This window comes from Paenibacillus sp. Paensp111 (assembly GCF_059492195.1).
In genome coordinates, this window is the sequence record NZ_CP168527.1 from 4,067,186 (window position 1) to 4,093,391 (window position 26,206).

General features: G+C 51.1%; 18 protein-coding genes. 5 read left to right on the forward strand and 13 right to left on the reverse strand.

Features of this window, described 5'->3' with window-relative positions; all coding sequences use genetic code 11:
• Positions 1-490: 490 nt before the first annotated feature.
• From ACEN86_RS19150 to ACEN86_RS19160, 3 genes are all read right to left on the reverse strand, one after another.
• A complete protein-coding gene (locus ACEN86_RS19150) occupies positions 491-1,204 on the reverse strand; it encodes a nitrous oxide-stimulated promoter family protein (RefSeq protein ID WP_495632068.1) in 714 nt (237 codons plus the stop codon).
• Between the two features lie 200 nt (positions 1,205-1,404).
• Positions 1,405-3,096: an ABC-2 transporter permease gene (locus tag ACEN86_RS19155; protein ID WP_495632069.1), complete on the reverse strand. Its 1,692-nt coding sequence runs from the start codon at positions 3,094-3,096 to the stop codon at positions 1,405-1,407.
• A gap of 5 nt (positions 3,097-3,101) precedes the next feature.
• Positions 3,102-3,887: an ABC transporter ATP-binding protein gene (locus tag ACEN86_RS19160; protein WP_495632070.1), complete on the reverse strand. Its 786-nt coding sequence runs from the start codon at positions 3,885-3,887 to the stop codon at positions 3,102-3,104.
• 284 nt (positions 3,888-4,171) lie between these two features.
• Here ACEN86_RS19160 and ACEN86_RS19165 point away from each other — a divergent pair, with 284 nt between their 5' ends.
• Complete coding sequence (locus ACEN86_RS19165; protein WP_495632071.1) at positions 4,172-5,422, forward strand: ArnT family glycosyltransferase; 1,251 nt, start codon at positions 4,172-4,174, stop codon at positions 5,420-5,422.
• A gap of 111 nt (positions 5,423-5,533) precedes the next feature.
• Positions 5,534-7,906, forward strand: coding sequence for a stalk domain-containing protein (locus ACEN86_RS19170; protein WP_495632072.1), 2,373 nt, complete (start codon positions 5,534-5,536; stop codon positions 7,904-7,906).
• Between the two features lie 168 nt (positions 7,907-8,074).
• On the opposite strand, the gene ACEN86_RS19175 is transcribed toward ACEN86_RS19170, so the two are convergent.
• Together ACEN86_RS19175 and ACEN86_RS19180 are read right to left on the reverse strand one after the other, a co-directional pair.
• The gene (locus tag ACEN86_RS19175) at positions 8,075-8,977 is read right to left on the reverse strand and encodes a LysR family transcriptional regulator (protein ID WP_495632073.1); all 903 of its coding nucleotides are present in this window, start codon (positions 8,975-8,977) and stop codon (positions 8,075-8,077) included.
• A 93-nt stretch (positions 8,978-9,070) separates the two neighbouring features.
• Complete coding sequence (locus ACEN86_RS19180; protein WP_495632074.1) at positions 9,071-9,364, reverse strand: hypothetical protein; 294 nt, start codon at positions 9,362-9,364, stop codon at positions 9,071-9,073.
• Between ACEN86_RS19180 and ACEN86_RS19185 the strand changes: the two genes are divergently transcribed.
• Positions 9,343-10,344 (forward strand): YeiH family protein, encoded by a 1,002-nt coding sequence (locus ACEN86_RS19185; protein WP_495632075.1) that lies wholly within the window; start codon positions 9,343-9,345, stop codon positions 10,342-10,344. The genes ACEN86_RS19180 and ACEN86_RS19185 overlap by 22 nt on opposite strands.
• A 395-nt stretch (positions 10,345-10,739) precedes the next feature.
• Here ACEN86_RS19185 and ACEN86_RS19190 read toward each other — a convergent pair whose 3' ends face one another.
• From ACEN86_RS19190 to ACEN86_RS19210, 5 genes are all read right to left on the reverse strand, one after another.
• A complete protein-coding gene (locus ACEN86_RS19190) occupies positions 10,740-12,344 on the reverse strand; it encodes a response regulator (RefSeq protein WP_495632076.1) in 1,605 nt (534 codons plus the stop codon).
• On the reverse strand, positions 12,325-14,190 hold the full coding sequence (locus ACEN86_RS19195) for a sensor histidine kinase (protein ID WP_495632077.1): 1,866 nt from the start codon (positions 14,188-14,190) through the stop codon (positions 12,325-12,327). Before ACEN86_RS19195 ends, ACEN86_RS19190 begins: the two co-directional genes overlap by 20 nt.
• 304 nt (positions 14,191-14,494) lie before the next feature.
• Entirely contained in the window at positions 14,495-14,671 is a 177-nt protein-coding gene (locus ACEN86_RS19200; RefSeq protein ID WP_495632078.1) for a hypothetical protein, read from the reverse strand.
• 70 nt (positions 14,672-14,741) lie between these two features.
• Positions 14,742-15,470: a DUF6081 family protein gene (locus ACEN86_RS19205; protein WP_495632079.1), complete on the reverse strand. Its 729-nt coding sequence runs from the start codon at positions 15,468-15,470 to the stop codon at positions 14,742-14,744.
• Between the two features lie 68 nt (positions 15,471-15,538).
• Positions 15,539-16,459, reverse strand: a complete 921-nt coding sequence (locus ACEN86_RS19210) for a prenyltransferase (protein ID WP_495632080.1) — start codon at positions 16,457-16,459, stop codon at positions 15,539-15,541.
• Between the two features lie 255 nt (positions 16,460-16,714).
• Here ACEN86_RS19210 and ACEN86_RS19215 point away from each other — a divergent pair, with 255 nt between their 5' ends.
• A complete protein-coding gene (locus ACEN86_RS19215) occupies positions 16,715-19,084 on the forward strand; it encodes a putative bifunctional diguanylate cyclase/phosphodiesterase (RefSeq protein ID WP_495632081.1) in 2,370 nt (789 codons plus the stop codon).
• A gap of 117 nt (positions 19,085-19,201) precedes the next feature.
• Here the strand turns inward: ACEN86_RS19215 and ACEN86_RS19220 are convergent, their stop codons facing one another.
• Together ACEN86_RS19220 and ACEN86_RS19225 are read right to left on the reverse strand one after the other, a co-directional pair.
• Positions 19,202-20,182, reverse strand: a complete 981-nt coding sequence (locus tag ACEN86_RS19220; protein WP_495632082.1) for an aldo/keto reductase — start codon at positions 20,180-20,182, stop codon at positions 19,202-19,204.
• Positions 20,183-20,268: 86 nt separating this feature from the next.
• The gene (locus ACEN86_RS19225; protein ID WP_495632083.1) at positions 20,269-21,144 is read right to left on the reverse strand and encodes a GNAT family N-acetyltransferase; all 876 of its coding nucleotides are present in this window, start codon (positions 21,142-21,144) and stop codon (positions 20,269-20,271) included.
• Between the two features lie 228 nt (positions 21,145-21,372).
• Between ACEN86_RS19225 and ACEN86_RS19230 the strand changes: the two genes are divergently transcribed.
• Positions 21,373-22,581, forward strand: coding sequence for an ArnT family glycosyltransferase (locus ACEN86_RS19230; protein ID WP_495632084.1), 1,209 nt, complete (start codon positions 21,373-21,375; stop codon positions 22,579-22,581).
• Positions 22,582-22,795: 214 nt separating this feature from the next.
• On the opposite strand, the gene ACEN86_RS19235 is transcribed toward ACEN86_RS19230, so the two are convergent.
• Positions 22,796-26,182 carry a GH36-type glycosyl hydrolase domain-containing protein gene (locus ACEN86_RS19235; protein ID WP_495632085.1) on the reverse strand — a complete coding sequence of 1,129 codons (3,387 nt, stop codon included), beginning with the start codon at positions 26,180-26,182 and terminating at the stop codon, positions 22,796-22,798.
• Between the last annotated feature and the right edge of the window lie 24 nt (positions 26,183-26,206).

Here is a 26,206-nt window from a genome sequence, read left to right on the forward strand (position 1 = left end):
GAATTTTGTTGGTTGTTCAGGTGTTGCTTCTGGTGTTGATTGGGTCTTAACTGAGGCATCATTGGGCTTGAATTCATCTAATTCAGGCAAAAGTGACGCCGTTCTTGGTGTAGTTCTTGCATCACGTGTGATCCTGGTCACTATTTTCGCAAAAATTTTCTTTTGCGCTTGTGATAATTATCACATCCATTTGCTCAATTCAGACAGATTTGTGACAGAAATCACATAATGCTGCATAAATTAAAGCTGAAATGCTTATATTTTGGCATTTGTGTTAACTCCGAGGAATCCTTGAACTTTCGGCCGCTGTTATCTCAAAGGCGACCCTATATGCTCCTTCAGTTCCAAGCTTCCCCTCCGTTACTTATGCCCTGTATGTCAATATTTCGAACGCTTTATATGTGTTCTTGTCTAAAAGAAAAAAACTGCCCTCCAGCAGATTGAACTGCTTACAGGACAGCCTATATCAGGTGTTCACAGATGTACCTCGCTAAGAGACAGGATAATTATGCTTATGCTTGTCCCCGCGCTGATCCAGCAGATGCCATATCGCAAGCACAGGATGGCTCATCAGCATCCGGGGACCTGAGTACCTCATCACTTCTTTAATCTGCAGCCGCTGCTTCGGCTTGTAACAATGGACCGGGCACTCTACACATGTCGACTTCTCTTCTCCGAACTGGCAAAGGCTCAGCCGCTTCAGCGCATATTCATGCAGTATATAACACTCTCGGCACAGTCTAATGGTGCGGCTGCCGTTGTCACACAGATGGTAACGGCTTGCCCGGTCATGATGACCGGAGCAGTACCGTTCGATCATGAAGCTGACGGTCAGCTTCTCGCGCCTGATTCGGGGCCCGTTATTCTCTGCCTTACGCACCGGATTCGGCTTGGCCGCAGTCGGCCGCACTGGCTCGCCCAGCCGGCCGCTTGCTCCACTTGTTCCGCTTGCTTCGTTTCTTCCGCTTACCCCGATTGCTGCACTTTCGCCACTTGTATCGCTTGTTGCTTTCGCTCCACTGGTTCCACTGGTTCCACTTGTTCCGCTTGTTCCGTTTGTTCCACTGGTTCCGCTAATTCCACTGGTTCCATTTGCTCTGTTAGTTCCGCCAGTTCCATCTGCTCCACTTGCTCCGCTCATTCCGCCGGTTCCAGTTACCCCGCTTAATCCGCCTAATCCGCTTGTTCCCCGTCTATGTTCCATACGCTCCTCCTGGGCAATTAATCTGACCTTATCCGCATTGTATCCGCTTATCCCCAGGAGGGCTGTGATTCCGCCAACATTCCTCTCGGCCCACTCTGCCAATTACATGGCAGGATGAGGAAAGGCATGGTCAATGTAGGATTCAAATTGAGCTTAAGACGTAACAAAGCCGCCTTCCCGAAGGAAGGCGGCCTGGACCATCACCCGTCTACATCTTGCCCGTTATTCATATGCAAGAACGGACTCCGGCGGAAGACCGTCCTCCAGCCAATCACATTCAGCACCAGCAGGAGTCCCATGTAGATATAGACTCCGTAAGCCATCCATGAACTGAGGTAATGAATTCCGGCAAAAACACCCAAAATCAGCATAAGCGGAATCGTCAGCATTGCTTCCTTTTGCTGGGTGGCCTCAAAGGCTTCCGAGAACGGCAGCGCCTTCCGAAGCACCATGAAGCAGATCAGCGTATACAGCGGCAGCATCAGCAGCACATCCAGCAGATCCGGCAGGATTCTCATGCCGAAGATGGCGAGGAAGATGAGGCTCTCCAGAATGAACATCGGAATCAGCAGCCTAGCCAGGAAAGCCTTGAGTGTTCCCTTATAGATGGGTGCCGTATGGCTAATCGGGGCGATCTGGTAGATCCATGACCCTTTATATCTGCCTGAATACTTCAGCATCATGACGACCGTGGGGACAAGCAGCGCACAGAAATAGATGAATAAATACATCTGGCTCGATGCAATCCCCTGGAGTCCGCCCTCATGGATGTTCATGAAGAAGAAGATGAACGGGAAGATAATGGAGAAGCCCAGTGTCGGATACACCTTCAGCTTGAAGTCCCGCTCCGTACTCATCATTTTGGCGGCGAATCGGAAGAAGGTCTCCTCCTCCCGACTGCCGCTGACCCATTTGGCTATCAGATCGGTCAGCCTTCCCCCTGCGCGACCTGCGCGGACGCTCTGATCGGACAGCTTCTGCAGATTGCGCTCAAAGGCAGGCATCATCTGGATATAGATGAAGAGCATGAGCACGGGCACCAGAATGACCAGCAGCGTGAAGATGAGGTAGTGGCTCTCCCTTGCCCCATGCAGGACGGCCTCGAACGGGGAGCCGAACCAGATCGGGAACAGGAAGATCTGCCACCACTTCGGCTGGAAGTGCACCGTGAGATTCACCAAGTTGAACAGCCGGCTGACCAGCTGATAACCGACCGTAATCCCGATCGAGAGCGCAATTTGCACATAGTTGATCATATCCTTCAGCTTTTCCCCGTCAAAGAACTTCAGCACGAAGAAATAGAGCACTGCGGTCAGCACCACAATCAGAATATCCATCAGGATGATCTCGACGAGATAAATCAGGAAGAACAAGACACCGTGCCCCACAAGGCCAGCAATGAGCGACGGAGCCGCCAGTGTCCCGGTCACGAAGAACATATAGATGAGGATATGAATCAGCTTCGCCATATTGATCGTCTTCCGGTCCACCGGCTTGGTGAACAGGATCGTCTTATCCCGGATATCGAGCAGCACGGAGGAGAAGTCCGAGATCAGCGAGGTCATGACCAGGAACATCATAATGCCGAACACAATACTCATTTGAAAAATATAATTATCGCCAAGCAGAACAATAGGCACCAGCATCAGCCCCATCAGCCCATACAGCCAAAGTGACCGTATAAAGGAATTACCCTCCGCTTTATTCTGATTGCCAAGGCTGGTGTCCCTCTTCTTCATGCCATTCCCGCCCGCCACAATCGTCGGGACTCTTCGCGCATCCATCATTAGCTTGATCTGCAGGATGGATCTCATTATCGGATAGTCAACACCCGTCTTCTCGAAGACCCCTCGGAATAGATCGAGTCCTTTCAAAATCCGGCTTTCTATCATGCGGCTCAAGCCTCCTGTACGGCAGCGACGAACGCTTCCGCAATCTGCCTGTGCTCATTAAAGCCGGTCAGCTGATTGAAGATCTGCTCCAGCGACCCTTCCCTGCTCCGGTCCTTCAATTCGCTAAACGTTCCATCGGCCAGAATCTGTCCCCCGCCCAGCAGAACGATCCGGCTGCTGATCTTCTCGACGACATCCATGATGTGGGAAGAGTAGAAGATCGTCTTCCCCTGCTCTGCCAGCAGAGTAAGAATTTCCTTCAAGACCATCACGCTGTTCGCATCTAGGCCGCTCAGTGGCTCATCAAAGAACAGGATATCCGGATTATGCAGCAGGCTAGAGATAATCATCACCTTCTGCCTCATCCCCTTGGAGTAGGAGCTGATCCGGGAATTATAAGCTTCCTTCAGTCCGAAGCAATCGACCAACCTTCTGGCCTTCTCATCTGCAGCCTCCCGTGTAAGTCCATATAGCTCTCCGATGAAGGTCAGGTACTCCTTAGCCGTAAGCGTGTCGTAGATTTCAGCAATCTCGGGTACGTAACCGATTCTCCGTTTGTAGCTGATATCTCCGCTTGAGATATCGGTTCCCAGGATCTTAACCTCTCCTGTATATCCTTCAACAAGCCCGAGCATAATCTTCACGGTCGTGCTTTTTCCTGCTCCGTTGGGTCCTATGTATCCTATAATCTGACCTTGGAATACTTCCAGATCAATGCCGTTCAGTACATACCTGTCCGAATACTTCATCCGCAGATCGCGGATCGTAATCACCGGTTCTCTATTGTCCATTACCAAGCTCCTCTCCCTTCACTTCAGCTATTTTACCATATGTTTCTAAATATATAAGTGAAACTCTTAACCTACGTTCCATGTAATTTCCTGCTGGGTTGGCGAATTATGTTATATACCTTTATACTTATTGAGGTTGCTATTAAGTAGGAACATAAGACTATCCATAACTCTATGGATTGAAGTTTTGTCCGTATTACTAACCCGTTTGGAAATAATAGCAACTTTTCACAATTTTGCGCGTTTATATATTACATGATGAGAAAGGGAGAGTTCTGATCCTGATGCAATCTTTTTGGTCTAAGTCTTATCGGGGCAATAAACCTGCTGTAATTATTCTGCTGCTTGTTATTTTTATATTAGCAGCTTATTTGAGAGTTGATTACCTCCGATCTGTCCAGCACACCGTCTCCACAGACTCCAAGCAGTACGACATTATGGTCAAGCAGATTCTGGAGAAGGGAGTCTATGGCTACCGAAGCACCGAATCCAATGCCCAGGTATCGCCAGGTCTGCCTATGTTCATGGCGGCTATCTACAAGTTAGTAGATTACAAGACCCATGATCCGGCTCCTTACATTCGTTATATTCAGGTCGTGCTCAGCCTTATAACCCTCTTTCTCATTTACCGGTTGGCTAGACGCATGGGCGGGTTAGCAGCCGGACTTTTGGCTGCCTTTGCGGGCGCCATTTACCCTCCATTCATCTGGAGTAACGGCGCGGTACTTACCGAGGTACTGTGTACCTTCTTCCTTGTCTCTTACTTGTATCTACAGATTATTGCTTTCGAGAAGAAGACATGGAAGTGGGCTTTGGCCAGCGGCGCCCTGATCGGGCTGACCGTGCTGACGCGGCCGGAATTCCTGCCGCTCATCTTTGTATGTCACGCAGTCTACTTCCTCTGGACAAGGAAATGGAAAGACACGCTTAAGCTGCTTTTAATCACCTTGATTGGAGCAGGTATTATCCTGTCCCCATGGGTAATCCGCAACATCATTACCATGAAGCAGGTCATTATCGTAGCCACTCAAGTGAATCCATTTGCTGCGGGAACCTATCCTTACAATAACTATCTGGACGGCATGGTAGACCGCCACGGCAAGACCCAGATGGAAGTAGCCAAAGAACGCCTCAAGGTGGGCTTCACCGAGAAGCCATGGCTGTTCCTGAAATGGTATACCATCGGAAAGCTGGATTACATTTACGGGAAAATGTATTTTGGAGCCGGACACAAGCCTTATTATTCGGTCTTCCCCTACGCGATCCGGAATTTGTTCCACCAGTGCCTGGTTCTATTCTTCTTAGTTGCCTTAGTTGGCACCGTCCGCCGTTTCCGCAGACCTGAATTTCTGCTGGCTTCAACTGTGGTGGTCATGTCCCTCATCCGGCTGCTGTTCGTTCCGGAGTTCAGGTACAATTACACCGCCATGCCGGTCATCATTATACTGGACTGCGTAATTGGAGTCGCCATCATCCGGTGGGTATACAACCGCTATAAAGGACGTAAGAATCCAGCCCCGGCTCTATCCGAGTAAGACACAACATCTCATCTTAACCCTATGACAATACTGGATAAGCACATGAATTTATTCGTGTGCCTCCTTTTCTATTGTCTAAAATCAGAATTTAAAGGAGTACATTTGCTAATGGATTTTAAAAAGGCTACCTTGGTCACTGCCCTCATCATCTCCCAGATCGCTGCGGCGATGCCGGCAAGTGCCGAAGCTGTATCCTCGCAGGTGCAGCCGGGAGCGGCAGCCGGGGTACAATCCCTGACCTCCACCTCACCTGTTACACTTGAGACTAACGGAACAACAAGCACGGACGGCTCCGCTTCTTCCACGGGTGGAACCCAGCAGACTCCGGCAGTTCAATCAAGCAATCAGCCTGGCGAGACCATCACTTCATCAACGACCCAGCCAGCCCAGCAGGATCAGACATCCGGTGCCCCGGCCACTTCAACTCCACCTGCGGATAGCCAGGGAAGTCAAGGAAGTGGAAGTGCTCCCGCAGAGGGGGCAGGCACAACGGATTCCGGGAACGGCGCCTCCAGTGACAGCTCACAGCCGCCAGCCGGCGGCACGCTCACGATTCCCGGTCCTGCTTCCAGCCCGGCAACCTTGGCTCCTGCCGCTGCCGGCAGCGGACAGCTCGTTCTATATATGGACAGCAGCCGGATGGAACAGGATGGCCGGGTCTATACGGCCACGCATCCCATGACCGTGAAGAAGGGAGTCTCTTACGTCGGCATCCGCTCTTTGGTAGACCGGGTCGGTTACCAGCTTGCTTATGACGGAAAGACCAAAGAGACCATTATTACTTACGCAGGGAATGAACTCAGATTCAAGACAGGCAGCAGCCTCTACCGGGTCAATGGGGTCTCCCAGAAGATGCGGGGTGCCTCTTATCAGGACAAAAATGTATTTATGGTTCCTCTAACCGCCATTACACAGGCCCTGAATATTCCTTATACCGTGAGCGGCAAAAAGGTCATTGTACAGCTGTCTACCAAACCGATCGCTACCTTCTCGGTACAATCCGGTGATATTTTTGCCGGCCAGACAGTGCTGAACTTTGTTACCACAAGCTACTCTCCAAAGGGACTGCAAATCGTGAATGAACGTTGGGAGGGCCGCCCCGATCAAGATATGTTCCAATCGGCCGGTACCTATCCAGTCACATACTCAGTTCAGGATTCCAGCGGGCAATGGAGTGCTCCATTTACTCTGAATATCAAGGTAGTTAACCCAAATCTTCCGCCGGTAGCTCAGTTCGTCACCGACAAGACTGAATATAAGATGGGGGAGCTAGTAACCGTTACCGATCAAAGTACAGATGAAGAAGGCGCGATTACAGACCGGAAATGGACGAATAAGCAGCTTGCATACTTCACCCCGGGGCCTCAGACCCTCTCGCTCACGGTTACAGATAAGCACGGGGCTACGAATACGATAGAGAAGACCATCAATATTACCAGTGAGACTCTATATACGGAAGATCAATTCTATAAGCTGTTCACACCGGTCGGACAGAACTTCCAAATCAATGGAGCAGGTGTACTGAACTACGACAAAATCCCGTTCACTTACACAACCGAGCCTTACACGCTGTTCCGCGACAGCGGACCGGAATCAGTTACAAGTGAAGGTATTCTGTATCAAGATACCATTGTGGGTCTAACCCGCTTCATGATTCATCACCGCAACCGGCTGGGTGAGAAGGCCAAAGTGTATTTGGTAGCCAAGAATATGGACTCCCAAAGCGCGAAGATTGATTATCTCAGCTATGGCACCGCCGGACCCAACCAGCATCCGGAGCTGACAGGCCGCTTGTCGGTGCAGCGTTATTTCGAGAACTATCAGACAGGCAGCAAGCAGAAGACGGTCATGCTGGCTCCAGGCGAGTCCCGGGTGATCTTCGAGGACCTGAGTGCTACCGCCCTCAGCCAGGAGGATGTCATCTCTCTGTTCGGCGACTTGTACAGCGATTCCCAGGTCCAATATACCGTCATGATCGTGAAGGCCAATAACGATCCGCTCAAAGCCCTCAATACCCTGCCATCGCTGGATCCGAAAGAGTCCATCATCCGGGGAACCTTCGCGGATTCCACTCGTGTCTTCGAGTACGGTGAGCTTGTCGGCAAGACGAATATGCGTCTTAATCTAACCGATAACACGGCAGATCCGTTCCAGACGGGAACCGATGGAATCATGGGTACTCCGGCTACGAACTCAGGCAACTACGGTGTAATGTACAAAATAATTCTTCACCGCGTGGCTCCAAACACCCTGATTACGTTCAATCCGCGCGGAGGCCTCTACATGGGCGCCGCCATGGTGAACGGCAATGTGGTCAGCTTCTCCCATACAGGTTCGGTCAACGTACCGAATCAGACCAGCGTCCTCTATAGAACGAAGGACTATGAGGAGAACGTAGAGATTTGGATTACCCCTTCAGCAGGAAGCAATATGCCATTCGCATTGCTACTTATGCCGATGCCTCCTATGAAGCAGCAGTAAAGGCAGCCTAGATTCAATCGTACATTCTTGCTCTTATCACATATATTTGCTTTATTCCTGAGTAACAGCCAACAGCCGCTCCCCTTCGCAGTGATCTGCGAGAGAGCGGCTGTTTTTGGTATGCTTGCAAAGCTGGCCGAGCCTAAGGAGCTAAGGGCTTGCCGGGTATCAATGCAGGCTGCTCTTGGCTGGAATATCCTGATCCAGAAGAAGACTCGTAAAGACCTCCACTGCTTTCGTCTTGAACTCCGTATTCAGCATAACCCAAGAGAAGTGACGGGTTACCGGGGCTTCAGGAAGACGCAGCACGGCCAGGCTCCCAAGGGATATCTCCTTGCGAACCACCCACTCTGAGAGCAGGGTTAACCCCAGTCCGGCCTCTACGGACTCTTTAATAATCTGAGTGCTGCCGAACTCTACCATCTCCGGGGGCTGGATGCCCAGGTTGCTGAACATTTTATCCGCGGCATCCCGGGTCCCCGATCCAGGCTCCCTCAGAATCCAGGGCTCGTTGGCAATATCCTGGGCGGAGACGTTACTATGCTGACAAAGCCAGTGATTACCTGGAGCAATAATATACATCAGATCCTCGGCAAAAGGCTGCACGGTCAGCTTCTCATGCGAGAGCTCCCCCTCAACAACCCCGATATCCAGCTGGTGGTTCAGCACCGCCTCTGCAATCTCCTTCGTGTTCCCGATCGAGATGCGCGGCTTAATCAGCGGATAACCGGATCTCATCCGGGCAATGACATGGGGAAGGATATATTCCCCATACGTATAGCTTGCACCGATGGACAGTTCTCCTCCCGCATGATGCATAAGGTCGTCTACCAGGCTGTGCATTTTGAAATATAGCCCCTTCATCTGCAGCGCATATTCATAGACGATCTGCCCCGCTTTAGTCAGCTTGACATACTTGTTCGTCCTGTCCAGCAGGCGGGTTCCCATGCTTCTCTCCAGCGACTGGATATATTGACTCACCGCAGGCTGGGTCATATGCAGCTCTTCAGCCGTCCGGGTGAAATTCCCGCGTTCCACAGCCGTGATGAAGACCAGCAGTGCTTGATCCATGCTGCGCCTCCTCCCTTTTAAGTTGATCATAATTAAATACTTATGCTAACTATCATATCAATTTATTTTCCTTATGATCAACTCTAAGATAAGCTAATCACATATCCCGCTTGCAGGAGGTTCAATTAATGAGACCGCTTCGAATAAGTTCAGCACCAGCTGCTTCTGCTGCTTCAGATTCATATTCAGATTTAACGTCAACTTCCAAATTAAATTCAAATTCATGTTCAAAATCAGATTCAAATACAAATACAAATACAAATACAAATTCAGGCTGGGCTTCAGCTTCCTCCCCAGTCCAAGTTCCATCTTCACCCTTACCTTCGCTTTCGAAATGGAGTAGTCTCCGGGCTGGATCTGTTCGTATGTTAAAAGGTCCGCGCTCAAGTTATCCTTCCCTGCTGCTGGGAATCGGCTTCACGGCCCTGATTGCGCTGCTGGGCTGTGCGCTCGCCCTTCTCCCCGGCCTCCAGCGGATCGGACCGATGGCCTGCGCCATTCTGCTGGCCGTCATCTACCGCCAGATGTTCGGTTATCCTAAGGCCTTAGCCGCCGGTATTCAGTTCTCCTCGAAGCGCCTGCTGCGCCTGGCGATCATCCTGTTCGGCCTGAAGCTGAACATCGCCACAATTGCCCATCAGGGCATGGGCATGCTGCTTCGGGACCTCGGCGTAGTCGCCTTCTCCATCCTGGCAACCTTATGGATCGGCCGGAAGTTGAAGGCCGATATTCCGCTCACCTTGATGCTCGGTATCGGCACAGGTGTCTGCGGGGCCGCGGCTATCGCAGCGGTATCGCCTATTCTGAAGTCCAAGGACGAGGACACCGCCGCAGGCGCAGGGCTGATTGCGCTAATCGGCACGGTATTCGCCGTGGCGTACACGCTGCTTCAGCCGCTGCTCCCGGTCAGCAGCGAGCAGTATGGCATGTGGGCTGGGCTCAGCCTGCATGAAATTGCCCATGTGGCGCTGGCAGCCGCACCGGCAGGGCAGGATGCGATGGCCATGGCCCTGCTAGCCAAGCTGGGCCGCGTGCTCCTGCTGGTACCGCTCAGCTTCGTCCTCATATATGTAATGAGGCGTTCGGGAACCGTGCAGCCAGGAACCCGGATTCAATTCCCCTGGTTCCTGGCAGGTTTTATTGGTATGAGCCTGCTAGGCTCCTTCGTGATAGGCGACTGGGTGCAAGTTCCGGTTGGATTAATGAATGCGGTCTCCAGATTAACCACGTTCCTCTTAACTACAGCCATGGTTGGTTTGGGTCTGAATGTTGACCTTGCCCAGCTGCGTTCACGGGCACTCCGGCCGCTTCTCGCCGCCGTTATTACATCGGTACTGCTCTCTCTTCTTACCTGGATAACCATTTAACTCGATCGCCTCATAACAAAGAGCAGCATGGGGAGATGCTCCCCATGCTGCCCTTTTCACGACCTTCTCCTAGCCTTCTAGCTTGATGGCTTCCTAATCCTCCTTGCATAGCTTCCATAGCTTTCATAGCCTATATATCATCTATATCATTTAAAACTCCCTTAAACTCATAGTTTCATAGCTGTTCCGTAGCTACCAAGGCTTCTATATCATCTGTATCTCCCATACCCTCAAAGCTTCCATACCCTCATAGATTCTATGGCTATCATAGCCTTTGGCTTCCATGCCCTCTATATCTCACAGCTTCCAGGGCTTCCACAGCTCTCTTTAGCCCTCATTAAACTCCACGCCCGCCTTCAAACTTTGCCTAGCCCCACATCCCGCATCCCGCATAGTTAGCGGGACTTCCGATATTCCCTCGGCGTCATCCCGGTGACCTTCTTGAATACGCGGCTGAAATACTTCTCATCCTGAAACCCCACCAGGCTTGAGATTTGAGACAATCGAAGGTCCGAGCTCTTCAGCAGCTGCTTCGCCTTGTCGATACGCAGATTCGACAGATAGTCCGACAAGTTCTCGCTGGATACCAGCTTGAACTTGCGGGAGACGTTCTCCCGGCTGATGAAGAAGCGGTCTGCAATATGCTGAAGGGTAATCTCTTGATGATAATTGGAATGGATATACTGTTTGATATCCTTCACCAGCTGACGATCCAGCTTCTTCGAGCCTGAGAACTCACTGGAAATACTGCCTAGGGTATTTGCAATCTGATCTCTCCAGTATTCTATAGAGAAATTCCCGGCTTCATCATAAGGCAGCTCTATTCGTATCAGCGGCAGTTCAGACGGCTGCCGCTCGCTGAACAGTTCCTTTTGCCAGCGGAGCACTTCATCTGTAAATTCTTGATGCCAGCTCTCCAGCTGCCCGGCTGTAATCACGTGCATGCCGCGCATATGAAGATACCACTCATGAACCGCCTCATTGATCTTCTCCGTGACACCGGATATAACAACGTATTTGAATCGCTCCATATAGGAGAGGAAGGGACTTTGAATCTCGTCTTCTCCGCTGAGGGCACGATATTCATGAATCCGCTGGTCTCTTCGCAGAAGATTACGCCCTTTGATCGCATTCTTCGCCTCTTCAAATGAGATCTTTATCCCTTCCGGGAACGCATGAACGCTGCTCCAGCCCATATCGAACTGAACCTGGTAGGTCCGCTGCATCGCTTCATTAATCCGCCGAAGATACTCCTCAACCGATTCAACGGTACCGTAAAATAAAAGAACTACATCAGCTCCTGGGTTCAGGTACCGGAACGCATGCCCGCAGCGGCCTTCTGCAAGCACTTCGTTGCACACGTTCACGGTCACATATGATGCCAGTTCTAGATCGCCATGAAGCCGATTCAGGAACCGGCGGTTCACGGGATACAGCGACAGTGCCGCAATCACTACCTGCTCCGTATGAAGGCTGAACCCCAGCTCTTCTTCAAGCCGCTGCGGGTTCAATTTGGAGTAAGGAATGGCTCCCGAGACCCAATCGGTCAGCAGCTTATCCCAGTAGATAGGGCGCAGCACATTCAGCTGGATCTCCTGCTCAAGCGAACGGACCCATTCCTCCTCCTCCTGCTTCCACATGCTCAGCGCCCGCTCTGCGGCCGCAACCAGCTGCCTGCTGCTCAGAGGCTTCAGCAAATAATCCGTACCTCCATACATAATGGCAGGCTTCACATAGTTGAAATCCTGATAACCGCTAATGACAATGGTCTTGGACCTCGGGGAGTTCTCCTGAATCCATTTCAGCAGCTGCGAGCCATCCATTAAGGGCATAACCATATCTGTGAAAATAAGCACCGGGCGTTCGGACTGAATAATCTCGATGGCTTCCTTCCCGTTCCCGGCTTCATAGACATCCTTAATACCGTAATTCTCCCAAGGTATGAAATAACGGACCGTCTCCCGTACATGCATCTCGTCGTCAACGATTAGAGCCTTCATAAGTCCCTCCTTCATCATGATCCTCACGCAGCTTCACAATAGGGAAAGCCAGCGTAACCGTGGTTCCGGCATATTCATTGCCCGAGATATGAATCCTGGCTTCTTCCCCGAAATATAACTGCAAGCGGGCCAGCACATTACTAAGCCCAATACTTTCAGATAGCCGGCCTCCGCTTCCCATAACAGCGCTTTCAATTTCGCGTATTTGTTCCACCGACACCCCTGCTCCATTGTCCGATACGGTAAGTGTCAAGTCTCCAGAAGGACTTATCGCACTACTGATCATGATCCGCCCGTCCCGGATGCCTTCATTGAACCCGTGCTTGAAAATATTCTCCACAATAGGCTGCAGAATCATCTTGGGAACTCCAATATGCCGGGTCTGCTCCGCAATATCCAGTATGACCGTAAGATTCTCTTCTCCGAAACGCCCCTTCTGAAGCAGCAGGTAATTCTCCACGTGCTCAAGCTCCTCCTCCAGAGTGACCTCCGTCTTGCCCGTCGCCATGGTATAGCGCATCATGCTTCCCAGAGAATAGATCTGGTCATACACCTTCGGCGCATTATACTTCAGGGACATCGATCCAATGGATTGCAACGCGTTATACAGGAAATGCGGATTGATCTGTGCCTGCAGCGCCTTAAGCTGATTGGTCTTGTTCGCAAGCTCCAGACGATATTCGGTTAGAATCAGGTCATTGATGGTCTTGGTCATGTCCGTCATTTTCCGGGCCAATATGCTGAATTCATCCCCGGATTCCATATCGATCTTCGCATCGAGCTGACCTGTCTGGACCTTTTGCGTATAAGTAATGAGCTGTTTGATCGGTGTGGTGAACCGGATCGAGATCCATACCGCCGCACCTATGCCAATAATCAGAAAGAACAGTCCAATCCACGCATTAATCTCCGTTATATGTCTGGCGTCACTGTACAAATTAGCGTTCGGCACCAGCTTGATGAGCGCGCCTGTGAAGAGTGGACTGGTCACCCGCTTGAAGAATACGATTCCTCCGAAATCCTTATCATTCCAGTAGAAATAACCTTCGTTCCTGTCAGCAGGAAGGCGGCTCCATCCGGCCTCCAGCTGGCCTCCACTCCCACTCTTCTCCGATGTATATAACACCTTCCGGTCTTCATTGACCAGATAGAACTTCTCCGTTCCAGGTGTGAACATGGAGCTCGCAATATCTCGAAGTTCATTCAGCTTGAAATCGATCGACAGATTGGCCATCACTTCATTACTCGGCGTGCGGTAGATCGGATAATGGACGCTGAATACCTCGGTGGTCTCTGATTTCAGGCTCGGAATGACATCCCTCTGCCCGTACCTGTGATCCAGATGGGTAGGCTCCAGAAATGACCTGTTCCTCCCGGATGGGTCCTTCTGCGGGACGTATCCAGGGTTCTTTTCTCTGCGGAACATGCCCTTAATCAGCGTATTGGATTCCTGATTGGCCCGGATGAACAAGTGAATCTGATAGATATCCCGGCTCGACTGGAATAAGTTATAGAGCTGACTCGCAACGATATCCCCGTTGTCTGTAAGGCCATGACCCGTGTCCGGCGAATCCGTAGGCCTCGTGTTCTGAATAACGGTGAACAAGGAGCTCGGCAGATTAATTCCACTGTAAATGGATAGAACCAATTGATTGATTCCGCCAAAATAGTTGGATAGGTTCGTCCCGCCAAGAGTCAGCAGCTTGTTGTTCTCATTTATCGATTTCTCCGTCACCGATTCCTTCGTATACAGGTAGGAAGCGGTTAATGAAATACCAGTTGGCAGTACGGCGGCAAGCAGAAGCAGCGACATCAGCTTGGTTCGAATGCTCTTCTTTTTGAACACCTTCCACCCACCTTTTTTTCCCAACATATTATCAGAACTCGGCCATATATTCCACCTTTATTAGCAAGAATAGTAGGGGAGAATTGCTGGTGCCTTCACGGTGATTTGGACCAAAGTATCAGTACCTAGTGAAAGAGAACTATCGCGAGAACACTAATCGGTTTGCATACCGCATGGAGTGGTTGCCCATCACGTAGACCTATCGGTTCAATAGCTGAAAATAACCCCTACAAACAAAAAGCTGCAGCCCTCTGTTGAGGCTGCAGCTTGTGTGTAAGTATAGTGAGGAAGACGGTTAAGACCGCTATTCCTCCTGCTTGCTCACGTACTCATTGGGAATATCTTTGCCCTCTGCGTTGTGGTTCTTGAACTGGCTGAGGCGGCCTGCTCTAAGCTCACCGCCGCGCACATCGCTCACGCTTTGGCCGTTATTATCCAGGCCCTTAAAGGTCTTCGGGTCGTTCTGTTCCGGATGTGTCATGTCTGCTCTCCTTCTTCACAAATTCGTGCATCATGACTGTATAATGCCCTGGTCCGGCAGAAACCATGCGTTATTCCTTAATCGTTACCGTTACCGGGGACCACTCGGCCGTTACCGTCTGGCCATGGACCGAGACACTGCCTTCCGGTGTCAGGTCCTTCTCGGTCATGATCCCCAGCGCAATCGTGAATTGATTGAACTTGATCGGAACCTGCCGCTCTCTGCGGATTTCTTCGCCGTTTAAGTAGAAGATTACCTCATCATTCCCCCGGTTATACGTGATCTTGTACGTATTGAACTCACGCGCCTTGAAGTTGGTCTCCTCCTTGAAGATGCAGAAATACTTGGTCTTGTCGCTCTCCGGCACCTGCACACCCGGGAACGGAAGCACGGCATAGACACTGGCATACTTATCATTGCCTGCGAAGAAATCCAGCGCAGCCCCAGTCGTAAAGTCCAGCAAATTCACAGATACGTATCCGTCATACAGATCCCCAGGGGCTGTTCCCTGGGTACGGGAGCGGATCTGCAGCTCGAAGCTGACTTCGCCTGCTTCCGGCACCTTGATCTCCTCTACGGAATAATACATATGCTTGGCATTATCCAGGATCTGAATATGATCATTCTGGCGGCTGAGCGGGGCACGTACATACAACATGCCATTGCGCACAATAACTACAGCTTCCGGTTCGCGATAGGCCCAGAACGAGCCGTCCGGCAGCTTGAAGCCGCCTGTTGTCCAGACCTCGCCCTCAGACAGGATCGTGTGAAAATCTCCAATTACCTTTTGATTGTCCATGTTAGTCATATCTCCTCTTACGATTGATGGTCCATATGAAGTCTGGCCGAGCATCTATCATGATTCGATCAGGAAATGAAGCCTTGCAGGAGCAGCGCCGCGCTCATTACGGCTCCGCAGCGAATAGAAGCCTTCATGGAAGCTCCCATCAGCGGCAAATATGCCGGAGAAGGATTATGCTTGCCAAGCTTCGTGTAGGCCTGATACAGCGGAATCGCTGTGATTAGGGCAAGCAGCCCGTAGATCGGAAGTGCGCCAGCTGCGACACACACCAGAACCGATGCATAGGCGAGATAGAGCAGCACTTTTGAGAACCGAAGCGCTCTCTCCTCCCCCCACACTACGACAAGTGTATTCTTCCCCGCCTGTCTGTCCGCCTGCCAATGCAGGAAATGATGGTTGAACAGCACGAGAGTGGTCAGCAGCCCTACAGGCAGAGACAGCAGTACAGACTGGACACTCATCTCCCGAGTCTGTACATAATAGGCACCCATGACCGGCAGAATGCCGAAGGAGAGGAGGATTGCGATCTCGCTCAATCCTTTTCCCCTGTAACCGAATTGAATAGGCGGGGCTACATAGAAGTACGCGATCAGACCGCCAAGTCCTGCGAATACAAGTACCGGCCAGCCGCTATAGAGCGCAAGTCCAATCCCGCATACAGCAGCCAGACCGAGCATGGTCCAGGTTATGGAGGCAAAGGTCCGCTCGGACATCACTCCACCTGCTAGAAAACCTGAATTCGTGCTTATGGCATCAGGGGTATCCCGGGCTACGGTATCCGTCCCGCTACGGTAATCCCATAGATCATTAACCATGTTCGAGAATAGGTGTGCCGCACCGGCCCCAATCAGGGTAATTACAAAGAGGAACGGGTGAAATACCCCTTTCCATACAAATGCCCCAAGTGCCCCCAGAATTACAGGCACGAGCATAACAGGTATAACCTGAAATCGGGATGCCTTCTTAAATAATGTCCACTTGTCCAACTGTGGCCATCCCCTTTCTAAATAATGCTAAGAATATGATCTATCTCACACTTACAATTATACAGGAAGCGAATTGCTTTTGAAAAAGAAAATATGCGCCAAAAGACCAAGTTCCTACGCCAAAAGTACTATATCGTGTTAAACTTATAAGACTAATTGCCGATATAAGTTGTAACTGCCTAAATGATATGGTTCTCTCTCATATAGTGATCCAGAACATAATTTTACATACTTTCAGGGGATTGGAGAAAACTGATGACCATTTTAACAAACTCTATCATAGCAGACCTGATTCCGTTCCTCTTCCTTTTCTATATGGCCGTAGAGGTTCTCTTGCGTCAGCGCAGCAACCCGCTTCACCAGCTTACCATGATTCTGATCTTCTCCTTGGGACTTATCTTTCTTTTTAATTTCCTGACACTTCAATCCCCTTTGGGCAATGAAGCCAATCTATATGCATCCCTTCGGTTTATATCCTCATTCCTGACCATGTCGCTTTCACTCTATTTCTTCTGTGAAATTGGCCGGCTTGAATCCAGAGCCTTGATTAGACATACGCTCTGCCTTTTGCCCATGTTGGGCATATTCTTTGTTATCCTTCCCATTAACGGTAAGCCTGCCATCCACATTGCAGAAATTAATCATGTACGCACCACGGAGTTCAGCAATTTCTTCATGATCGTGCTTGTGCTCTTAATCTTATATGCCCTGATTGTTCTGCCTGTAATTATCCTTATTGCCAACCGCAAGAATCGCAAGAACAAGCTGCTGATTCAGGAACGCTACCGGGTACGTGTCATCCTAACCGGCTCCACGCTGACCGTGGCGCTGCTGGTAATCTTGTTGATAATCAATCAGCTTGTCAGAAATACCGGGCTTCATCTGTTCGATTCCCTGTCCAGCTATTGTGTGTTTCCATGGATTATTGCCGTTCGTTACTCCATGGTTCGCTTTGACTTTCTGGCCTCGGCTGGCCGGCGTTATGAGCTTCTCTTCGAGTTATCCCATAACGGGATTGCCCTCCTGGATGAGAAAGGGATCATCGTCGAGACGAATCAGGCCTTCCAAAGCCTGCTTGGGTATGACTCCAATAAGTTGAAGGGGCTCTCCTTCCACATGCTGCTTCCGGAAGGAGAAGCGGACCGATTCATCGCCCTGTATCCGGATTACTTCCAGAATCTGAAGCCGTTCCACACCGAAGGTGAACTTAAGCACCTGGACGGCACGCTGAAGTTCGCCGAGATTCACTGCGACTTCCTGGAGACTAATGGAAAGGTGCTCTCTTTCCTCGTTACTCAGGATATTACTGCCCAGAGGAACACCCAGCGCGAGCTGACCGAGCTTGCCTATCATGATACATTGACCGGTCTCGGGAACCGGAGACTGCTGCAGGATCGAATGAGTACCACGCTGGGAGAAATTCATTTCAAGAACAGCAAAGTGGCGATTATCTTGATCGATCTCGATCAGTTCAAGTGGATTAATGATACTTTGGGCCATTCTTCAGGGGATCAGATGCTGCAGCAGGTTGCCGCAAGCCTCAAGAAGCATCTGCCGCAGAACTGTGTCATCACAAGGCTTGGTGGCGATGAATTTGCTATCATGATTGAGGATTTAAGAGAGGAATCGGATGCGATTGATTACTGTAATGTGTTAATCGAGGTCTTCAAGGAGCCTTTTGCGGTAGCGAACAAGCTGTACACCGTTACAGCAAGTATGGGTATCAGTATTGCGCCGCGGGACGGAACCGAGATGGACACCCTGCTCCAGAATGCGGACATGGCCATGTACGAAGCCAAGAAAGCGGGACGCAATCAGATACATATGTTCAACAAGGACCTGCAGGAAAAGGCTGACCGGTATCTGGCCGTCTATAACGGACTCTCCAAGGCCATCGCTAATGGCGAACTTAGCCTGCATTATCAGCCCCAGATTGATCTGCAGACCCAGCGGGTGCATGGGGTAGAGGCGCTGCTGCGCTGGACCAGTCGGGAGCTCGGACCGGTATCGCCAGCGGAGTTCATCCCGGTGGCGGAAGACACCGGACTTATTCTGGCCATCGGTGACTGGGTACTCAGCGCTGCTGCCCATCAGGCGAAGTATTGGGTCGACCGGGGCTACAAAAATTTTGTGGTAGCCATCAACATTTCCGCACAGCAGCTCAGGGACCCGCAATTCGCAGTGAAGGTAATTAACACACTTCGAGTTGTCGGTCTACCTGCCCGCAATTTGTGTCTGGAGATTACAGAGAGCACGGCGATCATCGATCTGGACACTTCACAGCGGCTGTGCCGGGAACTAACCGATCTGGGAATTACTTTGGCCATGGACGATTTCGGAGTAGGGTACTCCTCGCTGAGCATGCTGAACAGTCTTCCGCTTCATTATCTGAAGATTGACCGGTCGCTGGTGACTAACATTGCGGTCAGTCAGCGGGATTCAGCTGTGGTAGGAACCATCATCGAGCTGTCCAGGAACCTGGATATGAAGGTGGTAGCTGAAGGGATTGAGACGACCGAACAGCTTCGCCTTCTGGAGCAGCTTGGCTGCCATGAGGCTCAAGGCTACTTGTGCGGAAGACCGATGCCCGCAGATGACTTGACCCGGTTCCTGGAAGGCAAGTAAGAGTTGACCGCACACCGGCACTGGCTTAGAAATAAAGGGACAGTCCCATTAGCCAAAAGTATGGCTAGGGGCTGTCCCTTTGTTATAAAGTATTAGATCCTGTGCCCAAGGCTTATCCTACCAGGCATAAGCACGAGGCGCCTCGGCACCTGGGCCCGGGAAGATTTCGTCCAGCTTGCGGAGAGTACTCTCGTCCAGCTTGATCTCTACTGCACGCAGAGCATCTTCAAGCTGTTCTGTTGTCCGCGGCCCAATAATTGGCGCAGTCAGAGCAGGATTATGGAGCGTCCATGCCAATGCTACGTTAGCCTCGGTCTCCCCAAGCTCCTTACATAGAGCAGAGAATGCTTCCAACTGAGGACGAAGCGATTCAATTCTCTCCTTCTGATGAGAGGTCCGAGTCCCCCGGTCGGACTTCAGTGCGCTTCCGCCAAGCATCCCGCCATCCAGCGGACTCCAGGCTATGACGCCGATCCCCAGGTGCTCTGCGGCAGGAAGAACTTCAAGCTCGGGCAGACGGCAGAGCAGGCTGTATTTGTGCTGCTCCGATACAAGGCCGAAGAAATGGCGCGACTTCGCAGCGCTCTGTGCCAGCGCAAGGTCCCAACCGGCAAAGTTGCTGGAGCCCACATAGCCGATTTTCCCCTGGCTTGCCGCAACCTCAAAGGCTTCCCACAGTTCATCCCAGCTTGCGCTGCGATCTACGTGATGCATCTGATACAGCTCAATATGATCCGTCTGAAGCCGGCGCAGAGAGTCCTCAAGATGTCTGCGGATTTTGTAAGCGGACAGTCCGGCCGCATCGTTCGGGCCATCTGTCTTGTCACTCATCTCACCATATACCTTGGTACCAAGGATGACTTTCTCCCGTCGGCCTCCGCCCTGCTTGAACCAGCGGCCGATAATTTCCTCGGTCCGTCCGGCATTCTCGCCCCAGCCATACACATTGGCTGTATCGAAGAAGTTAATTCCGGCTTCCAGCGCCATATCCATAATACGAAAAGCATCCTTCTCGTCTGTATCCACGCCAAAATTCATCGTTCCAAGGCATAGACGGCTTACCTTCATTCCACTTCTACCCAGACTCCGAAACTCCATTCTCTGCACGCTCCTTCTTGATAGTAGAATCATACATATCCTATTATATAGAGCCTAAGAGCCATATTCAAAAATTAATATAACGCTTACATCACCTTCTCCATATACACGAGTTCGACCTCCGCAGCGAATCCGGCCTCGGTCAGAACCCCCACAAGTTCCGTATGGCTCTCCTTAAGATTAATAACTACCTTCTTGGCGTCTCCCTTACCCGGATCGAACACCTGACCCAGCATATATTTGTAAATCTGCAGGCTGCTGGCCTGGTCCGAATGAACTTCGCATTGGTACAGCGCAATGGATACGAGCTCGCCTTGCGGATTATAATTATGTCTAAATATCGCGTAGCCTACCGGCTCGCCGCCGAGATAGACAATCAGAGATTGGCCGCCCTTCGCACTCTGCCACTGGGTCTGCCAGGCGCCGGCGCTATTATAGAACGGAAGCCTGGATGCCGCGATCGGCATATCTGTAATGGTAGTCAAGGTGGAGTCTATGCCGGATTCCGTCTCCAGATCGACCGGGCTATTGCTGCTCATATGCAGAAGCTTGTCCTTGATGACATATCCGAATTGCTCATACAGCTTAATAGCCCCTTTATTTTGGACAAAAGCCTCCAGTGTCGCCAGGTGCACCCCTGCCTCAAGATACGCCTTCATGCTCTCTTCCATCAAAAGCTTGCCCAGCCCCTGTCCCCGGTACTCGGGAGCAATTCCGATGCCTCCGTTCCAGCTGGCTATTCTGCCATCTACAGTTCGGATTCCATTCAGGTTAATGCCGACCGGCTTATCGCCATCCAGCATGATGTTGGATAGATCCAGGAGCAGATCCTCATTAATTAATCTGGTAACGAAAGCCTGAAGAGGCATGGACACATTCACATAATACCCCTCAAACCCTTTCTCCCAAGCCTCCAGCACGATCTTCATCGGCACCTCATGCAGTCTCTTAAATGTAACCATGCTCCCACCCCTTCAGCAGATATGGATTCCCGTGTAGGAATCTTTATTCGTGTCGTTCATTCGTATCTGTTCATTAGAATCAGCTTACAATACCGCTCCGCATAATTCCAATCCCCTGCTCCCTTTCCTCCGGTCCAGCCTGGTTCAGCAGATTGACGGATAGGGGAAGTGACTATATAGTAGGGAAAGTTGACAACTGGAATATTTTAACGGTTAGGAGCGATCCTTGTGAACACTCGTCCATTTCAAATCTTTAAGTCGCGTCCCATTCTAGCACCGGCGCTGCTGTTCGCCCTGGCCTTCGCCCTGCGTGTGATTTATGTGTTCGTAACTAGTACCCAGAGCTTCCTAGAGGGGGATGCCGGGCGGTACTTCACTATGGTTGAACAGCTGCTGTCCGACCAGGTCTATGGGTACGGGAGCGAGGAATCCAATGCAAGGGTGACCCCTGGCTTCCCCTTGTTCGCCTATTCCATCTACTCGGTATTCCCCTTCACGCCGAACGTCTTCAAATGGATACATATTCTGATCGGTGCGGCTACCATTTTCCCGGTATATTCGTATGTAAGTTCGGTCTCACGTCCCCTGCTGGGATGGCTGGCCGGGTTATTCGTGGCGGTGTATCCGCCCTTCATCTATATGACCAACCTCTTCCTGACTGAGACACTGTTCATCTTCCTGCTTGCCTGTGTCTTCGCCAGTTGGCAGTGGATGATGAACAAACCTTCGATCGGGCTGGTTATCTTAAATGCTGCGTTGCTTAGCTGGGCTATTCTAACCCGTCCAGGAATGCTGCCAGTCCTGATTATGGCTGTGCTGTTCCTGCTGTTCACCAAGCCTGCCTGGCGTGTACTCGTTCCTTATCTGTTAACCGTAGGGGTCTGCTTCCTCCCGTGGGTCCTCAGGAACTGGATTGTTCTGGACGAGTTCACCCTGCTAGCTTCCGACAGCGGCAATGCCCTCTTGTCCGGTGCCTATCCCTATTTCGTGGAGAACCCCAACTACAAGGAAATGTACAGTCTCGGTATGAGTCAGACACAGTATGGGGTAAGGGTGATTCTTAGAGGATTTAAGAATCATTTCCTGGAGTATCTCAGCTGGTTCTCTTTCGGCAAGCTGATCTATACGTTCAAGTCCATGTGGGTCAGCAGCACGCTGAACTTCCCGCAGCTCTATATGTACGGCGGGGTTCTGCTCCATTATCTGACCTTACTGCTGTCTCTCATCTCGGTTCCTTATCTGCTCTTCAAAAAGAACTTTCTGGCCTTTGCCTTCACCGGCATGCTGCTGTTCCAGTTGCTCTTCATCCCGACTGCCCGCTATGGTGCGCCTTTCATGCTCCTGATGGCGATGCTGGTCTGTGCGGCAGGATATACATTCTGGATCAGCCGCAGTCGCAAGCCGAATTACAGGGTGCCTGCCGGATCGGCGGGCTAACCTTTGCACGAAGGCGGCTTTAACGAGAGCCAATCACTGTTCAGCCGATCAGTGCGAGAAGGGCCACTATGAGGAGGTTTACTATTAAGGCACATCCTTGTAAGACCAGCCTCACCCGAAAAGAAAAGTCTCCGGGCCGCGTTTACTTCCGCCGGAGACTTTTTGCATCAATTTTAGTTCATCAATAGATTTGAGTACGTCACCTTACCTGTCCTTACATATATATATCTACGGTCGTGCCTGCCGTAGAGCGAAGACGTTCGAAATCCGCCCGCCGAATACGAAGGCCGCCGCTGCGGTAGCGGTTGTCTGTCTTCAGGGCAGGAACGTCTTCTCCCCCCACAGTAACCTTCCGCAGGACTCCATCTGACCAATGATATTGGAACTTTACCGGCTCTCCGCCATATTCATAATCGAACTCCAGTCCATCCAGCTCAGCTGGGAGCACCGGATCAACGACCAGGTCGCCCCCCTCCTGGCGAATGCCCAGCGCATTCGAGATCAGTTGATTCATGTAGATTCCCGGTCCGCTGGAGTAGATTCTCCAGCCGCCTTTCACAGCTACACCCCCGTCCCTCAGCTCTTCAAATCTCTGCTGCGCTTCATAGCGAGTAGCAAATTTGCCGTCGGAGCTGCTGAAGTACGAATTACTCTGCCTCAGCTCCGCATTCGGTACAACCTCCTGAATGCCTACAGGGTTGATGGCGGCAAGTCCGTGCCAGACCTGATCCCCTTTTCCCAGCTTAGCCATAGCTTCAATGTAGCGGATATGCGCATGAACATACTGAAGACCGATCTCCCGCCCGAAATTGGCAGCCTGCTCTGCGCGCTTAAAGTGGATACTGATTCCACCCGTATACTGGGCCGGGCGATTCATCAGCCTCACTCCGTCCGGACAGAGAAGATGCTCCTGGATCAGCCTATAATGCGAATCTGCCTGTTCTGGAGTCAATAGCTCACTAATCATCCCCCTTGTCATCGGAAGCAATCTGTACTGAATCCCTGTCTCCTTGTCAGAAGGGTGCACCATCAGCTTGGCTTCATCTGGATTCTCCAGATAGACAAATCCCGGAATCACTCCGGTATTCAGCATATAGGCGTTAAAGTCCCGCTGAATTCCTGTCGACATCTGTTCCAGGCCGGCTGCCATATCCTTATCGGACTCCTGCAGCGCCTGAGAGAGCTGGCGAATGGCCTGATAGGTTAGCGCTACAGTCCAGCTGCTGACCATATACTGCTTAAGCTGCTCGTTCGCGGGCTGCAGGGTGTCATCCCAGTCCCCGTCGCCATAGGCAGACAGATGTGTACCATGCAGGAAATGCTCCTGAATATATCGCAGCTGTTTATTTACATGCTTGCGTAGAGGTTCAGTCTCTGTAAATGCAAAGCCGGTCTTCCGGGTAAAAGGAACCTGCTCATCCAGGATCCCATAATCTTTGGTGGCTGCTAGGTAATCACTCAGGACTTTGAGCGGCCAGACAATAATATCCCCGTGGCTTTCTTCCTGCTGGATCCGGGTATACCTGTCGAACATGAACCACTGCGGCCAGTTGCCGTCCTCTTCATATTGATGCGAATATACCGTAAGCAGAATTTCACGGACCTGCTCATACTTATGCGCAGCCATGAAGAACTCGGCCGGCCCCTGACATACATCGCGGGTCCCCCAAGCAGCGCCGCCGTACTGTTCGAGTCCATGCGGAACCGAATAATGGACCAGCATATTATGCGTGTACCACCAGGCCAGCGCGTTAACCTTGAATAGGTCGCCTTCGCCCTCCTGCCCCCGGGACAGCCGGAAGCCATTCATGACCCCCGCATAGAACCTTCGGTACTTCGCAATCTCTTCCTCCACCTTGCGATACTGGGCTGGCAGCTCATCTCCATGGAGCTGACCCTGCATCGTGATTGCCCATGCTGCGGATTGTGCAAGCTCCAGAACGACCAGGGAAGCTGCACCTTGAACCTGCCCTGATAGGAGTGCACGCTCATCCTGAACAGCAAAGTCTGTACCTTCCACTACCATCCGGTAAGCCAGATTCGGATAGACCTCTACGCTGAGAGATGCCCGATTGGCCTGGAAGACTATCTGATTCCCTTGATGAGTCATGTGATAAGGAACCTCATATTCGGCCACATTCATGGAGATTTGGTTAGACACCAGATAACGATAAGCCCTGCCGCTGACCGAACGAACACTCAGAATGACTTCGGGCGAGTCCACTACCGTGTAATTAGTGATGACGAGCGTATCTGCAGCGGTCTTGTAGTACCACCGAACATAATTGAATCCTATCTCGAATAGAGAAGGCATGGTAAGAAGACGGTACACCCCATCCAGCTCTACATAGATCCGCTGGCCGGATGTCTTTGGAACATTCAGCGCGTTCCGGGCATTGGTCATCATTTTATTGAAATTGGTGTTCCCCACAACTAGCTGGGAGTTAAAAACTCCGTACATGTAGGAAGTCGTAGTTATCACCTGATCATTCATCCGTGCATTATCGCCGCTCATCAGAATATGACCATGCGGTCGCTCCACACGCAGCTCCTTCTCCTTCAACACTACATGCTCATAGGTATCTGTGAAGAAAGATAACAGTGTCTCTCCCTCATATTCTTCTTGACGGCGATTAGGGAACAACTCATCAAGCTCTTCTTGGAGCAGCGGCAGTACCTGAACGGGTTCACCAAATCCCGCATGCCTCTTCACCTCTTCAATAGGCTGCATGCTTTCTTCATGAAATGATCCGCTCACCTCATCCCAGGCCTCACGAATCTCATCGATATATTCAAGAGAAGAGGTGGCAGCCGGATGATCCGGCTTGAACAAGCCGTAAAACACCCACTCGGCCTTTCCTTTCAAATGTACCCGCTCAGATTGCAGGGCAGTATAAGCGAATTCATACTGATAAATTTCATTAGCCAGCTTCGGTGCAGACAGTACCTCCGGTCGATTGGTCTCTTTGTAGGACAGCCCGAAGAACTGGAATCCGTCTGTAGAGAAGCCTGCTGTTCTGGTAAGAGAACCTTGCTGGATATACGGGAATCTGCCCCCCTGCGGCTGGTTCTGCCTTGAGCAGATGACATATCCGAGCTGGTCATCTTCAAACACATTATGGTCAATGTACTGTGACAAGTAAGCTTCGTTACTGCGGACGGCGGCGGGATCAGCAATCCCGATATCCTGTCCATAAATGACATCCACCTCGGCCTCTAAGCCATTTCCCTCCAGCTGTACATCCCAGAACCATATCCCCCGCTGAGCCAGCATGAATTTAACCTGGTAGGTGAGCTTCCCCGTCTTCCCATTCTCTCCCGCGATGCTTGGCTGTACTTCCCCTTCCCATACAAGCTGCTGCTTACTCAGCTGCCGGATACGGCCTCCCGACTGAACTCCCAGAAGCGGAAAGACCTGAATTCCATGTTCCTCGTGTACCCTCAAATACAGATTATTTAACGATCCATCAACCGGATTGCTTAACCATTGATTAATCATAGTTTCGCCGCCGAGAGCTTGATAGAGATCCCCACTATTCAGAAAGGTGAACTTCAGCAGCTCGGTCTCCAGGAGAAGCTTTGTCACTGATGTCGTCGTCAATCTTCTCACATCCTATTCTCTCTT

Coding starts and splice junctions, on each gene's coding strand:
- ACEN86_RS19150 (WP_495632068.1), bottom strand. CDS start 1,204: ATGGAACATAGACGGGGAACAAGCGGATTAGGCGGATTAAGCGGGGTA.
- ACEN86_RS19155 (WP_495632069.1), bottom strand. CDS start 3,096: ATGATAGAAAGCCGGATTTTGAAAGGACTCGATCTATTCCGAGGGGTC.
- ACEN86_RS19160 (WP_495632070.1), bottom strand. CDS start 3,887: ATGGACAATAGAGAACCGGTGATTACGATCCGCGATCTGCGGATGAAG.
- ACEN86_RS19165 (WP_495632071.1), top strand. CDS start 4,172: ATGCAATCTTTTTGGTCTAAGTCTTATCGGGGCAATAAACCTGCTGTA.
- ACEN86_RS19170 (WP_495632072.1), top strand. CDS start 5,534: ATGGATTTTAAAAAGGCTACCTTGGTCACTGCCCTCATCATCTCCCAG.
- ACEN86_RS19175 (WP_495632073.1), bottom strand. CDS start 8,977: ATGGATCAAGCACTGCTGGTCTTCATCACGGCTGTGGAACGCGGGAAT.
- ACEN86_RS19185 (WP_495632075.1), top strand. CDS start 9,343: ATGTTAAAAGGTCCGCGCTCAAGTTATCCTTCCCTGCTGCTGGGAATC.
- ACEN86_RS19190 (WP_495632076.1), bottom strand. CDS start 12,344: ATGAAGGCTCTAATCGTTGACGACGAGATGCATGTACGGGAGACGGTC.
- ACEN86_RS19200 (WP_495632078.1), bottom strand. CDS start 14,671: ATGACACATCCGGAACAGAACGACCCGAAGACCTTTAAGGGCCTGGAT.
- ACEN86_RS19205 (WP_495632079.1), bottom strand. CDS start 15,470: ATGGACAATCAAAAGGTAATTGGAGATTTTCACACGATCCTGTCTGAG.
- ACEN86_RS19215 (WP_495632081.1), top strand. CDS start 16,715: ATGACCATTTTAACAAACTCTATCATAGCAGACCTGATTCCGTTCCTC.
- ACEN86_RS19220 (WP_495632082.1), bottom strand. CDS start 20,182: ATGGAGTTTCGGAGTCTGGGTAGAAGTGGAATGAAGGTAAGCCGTCTA.
- ACEN86_RS19225 (WP_495632083.1), bottom strand. CDS start 21,144: ATGGTTACATTTAAGAGACTGCATGAGGTGCCGATGAAGATCGTGCTG.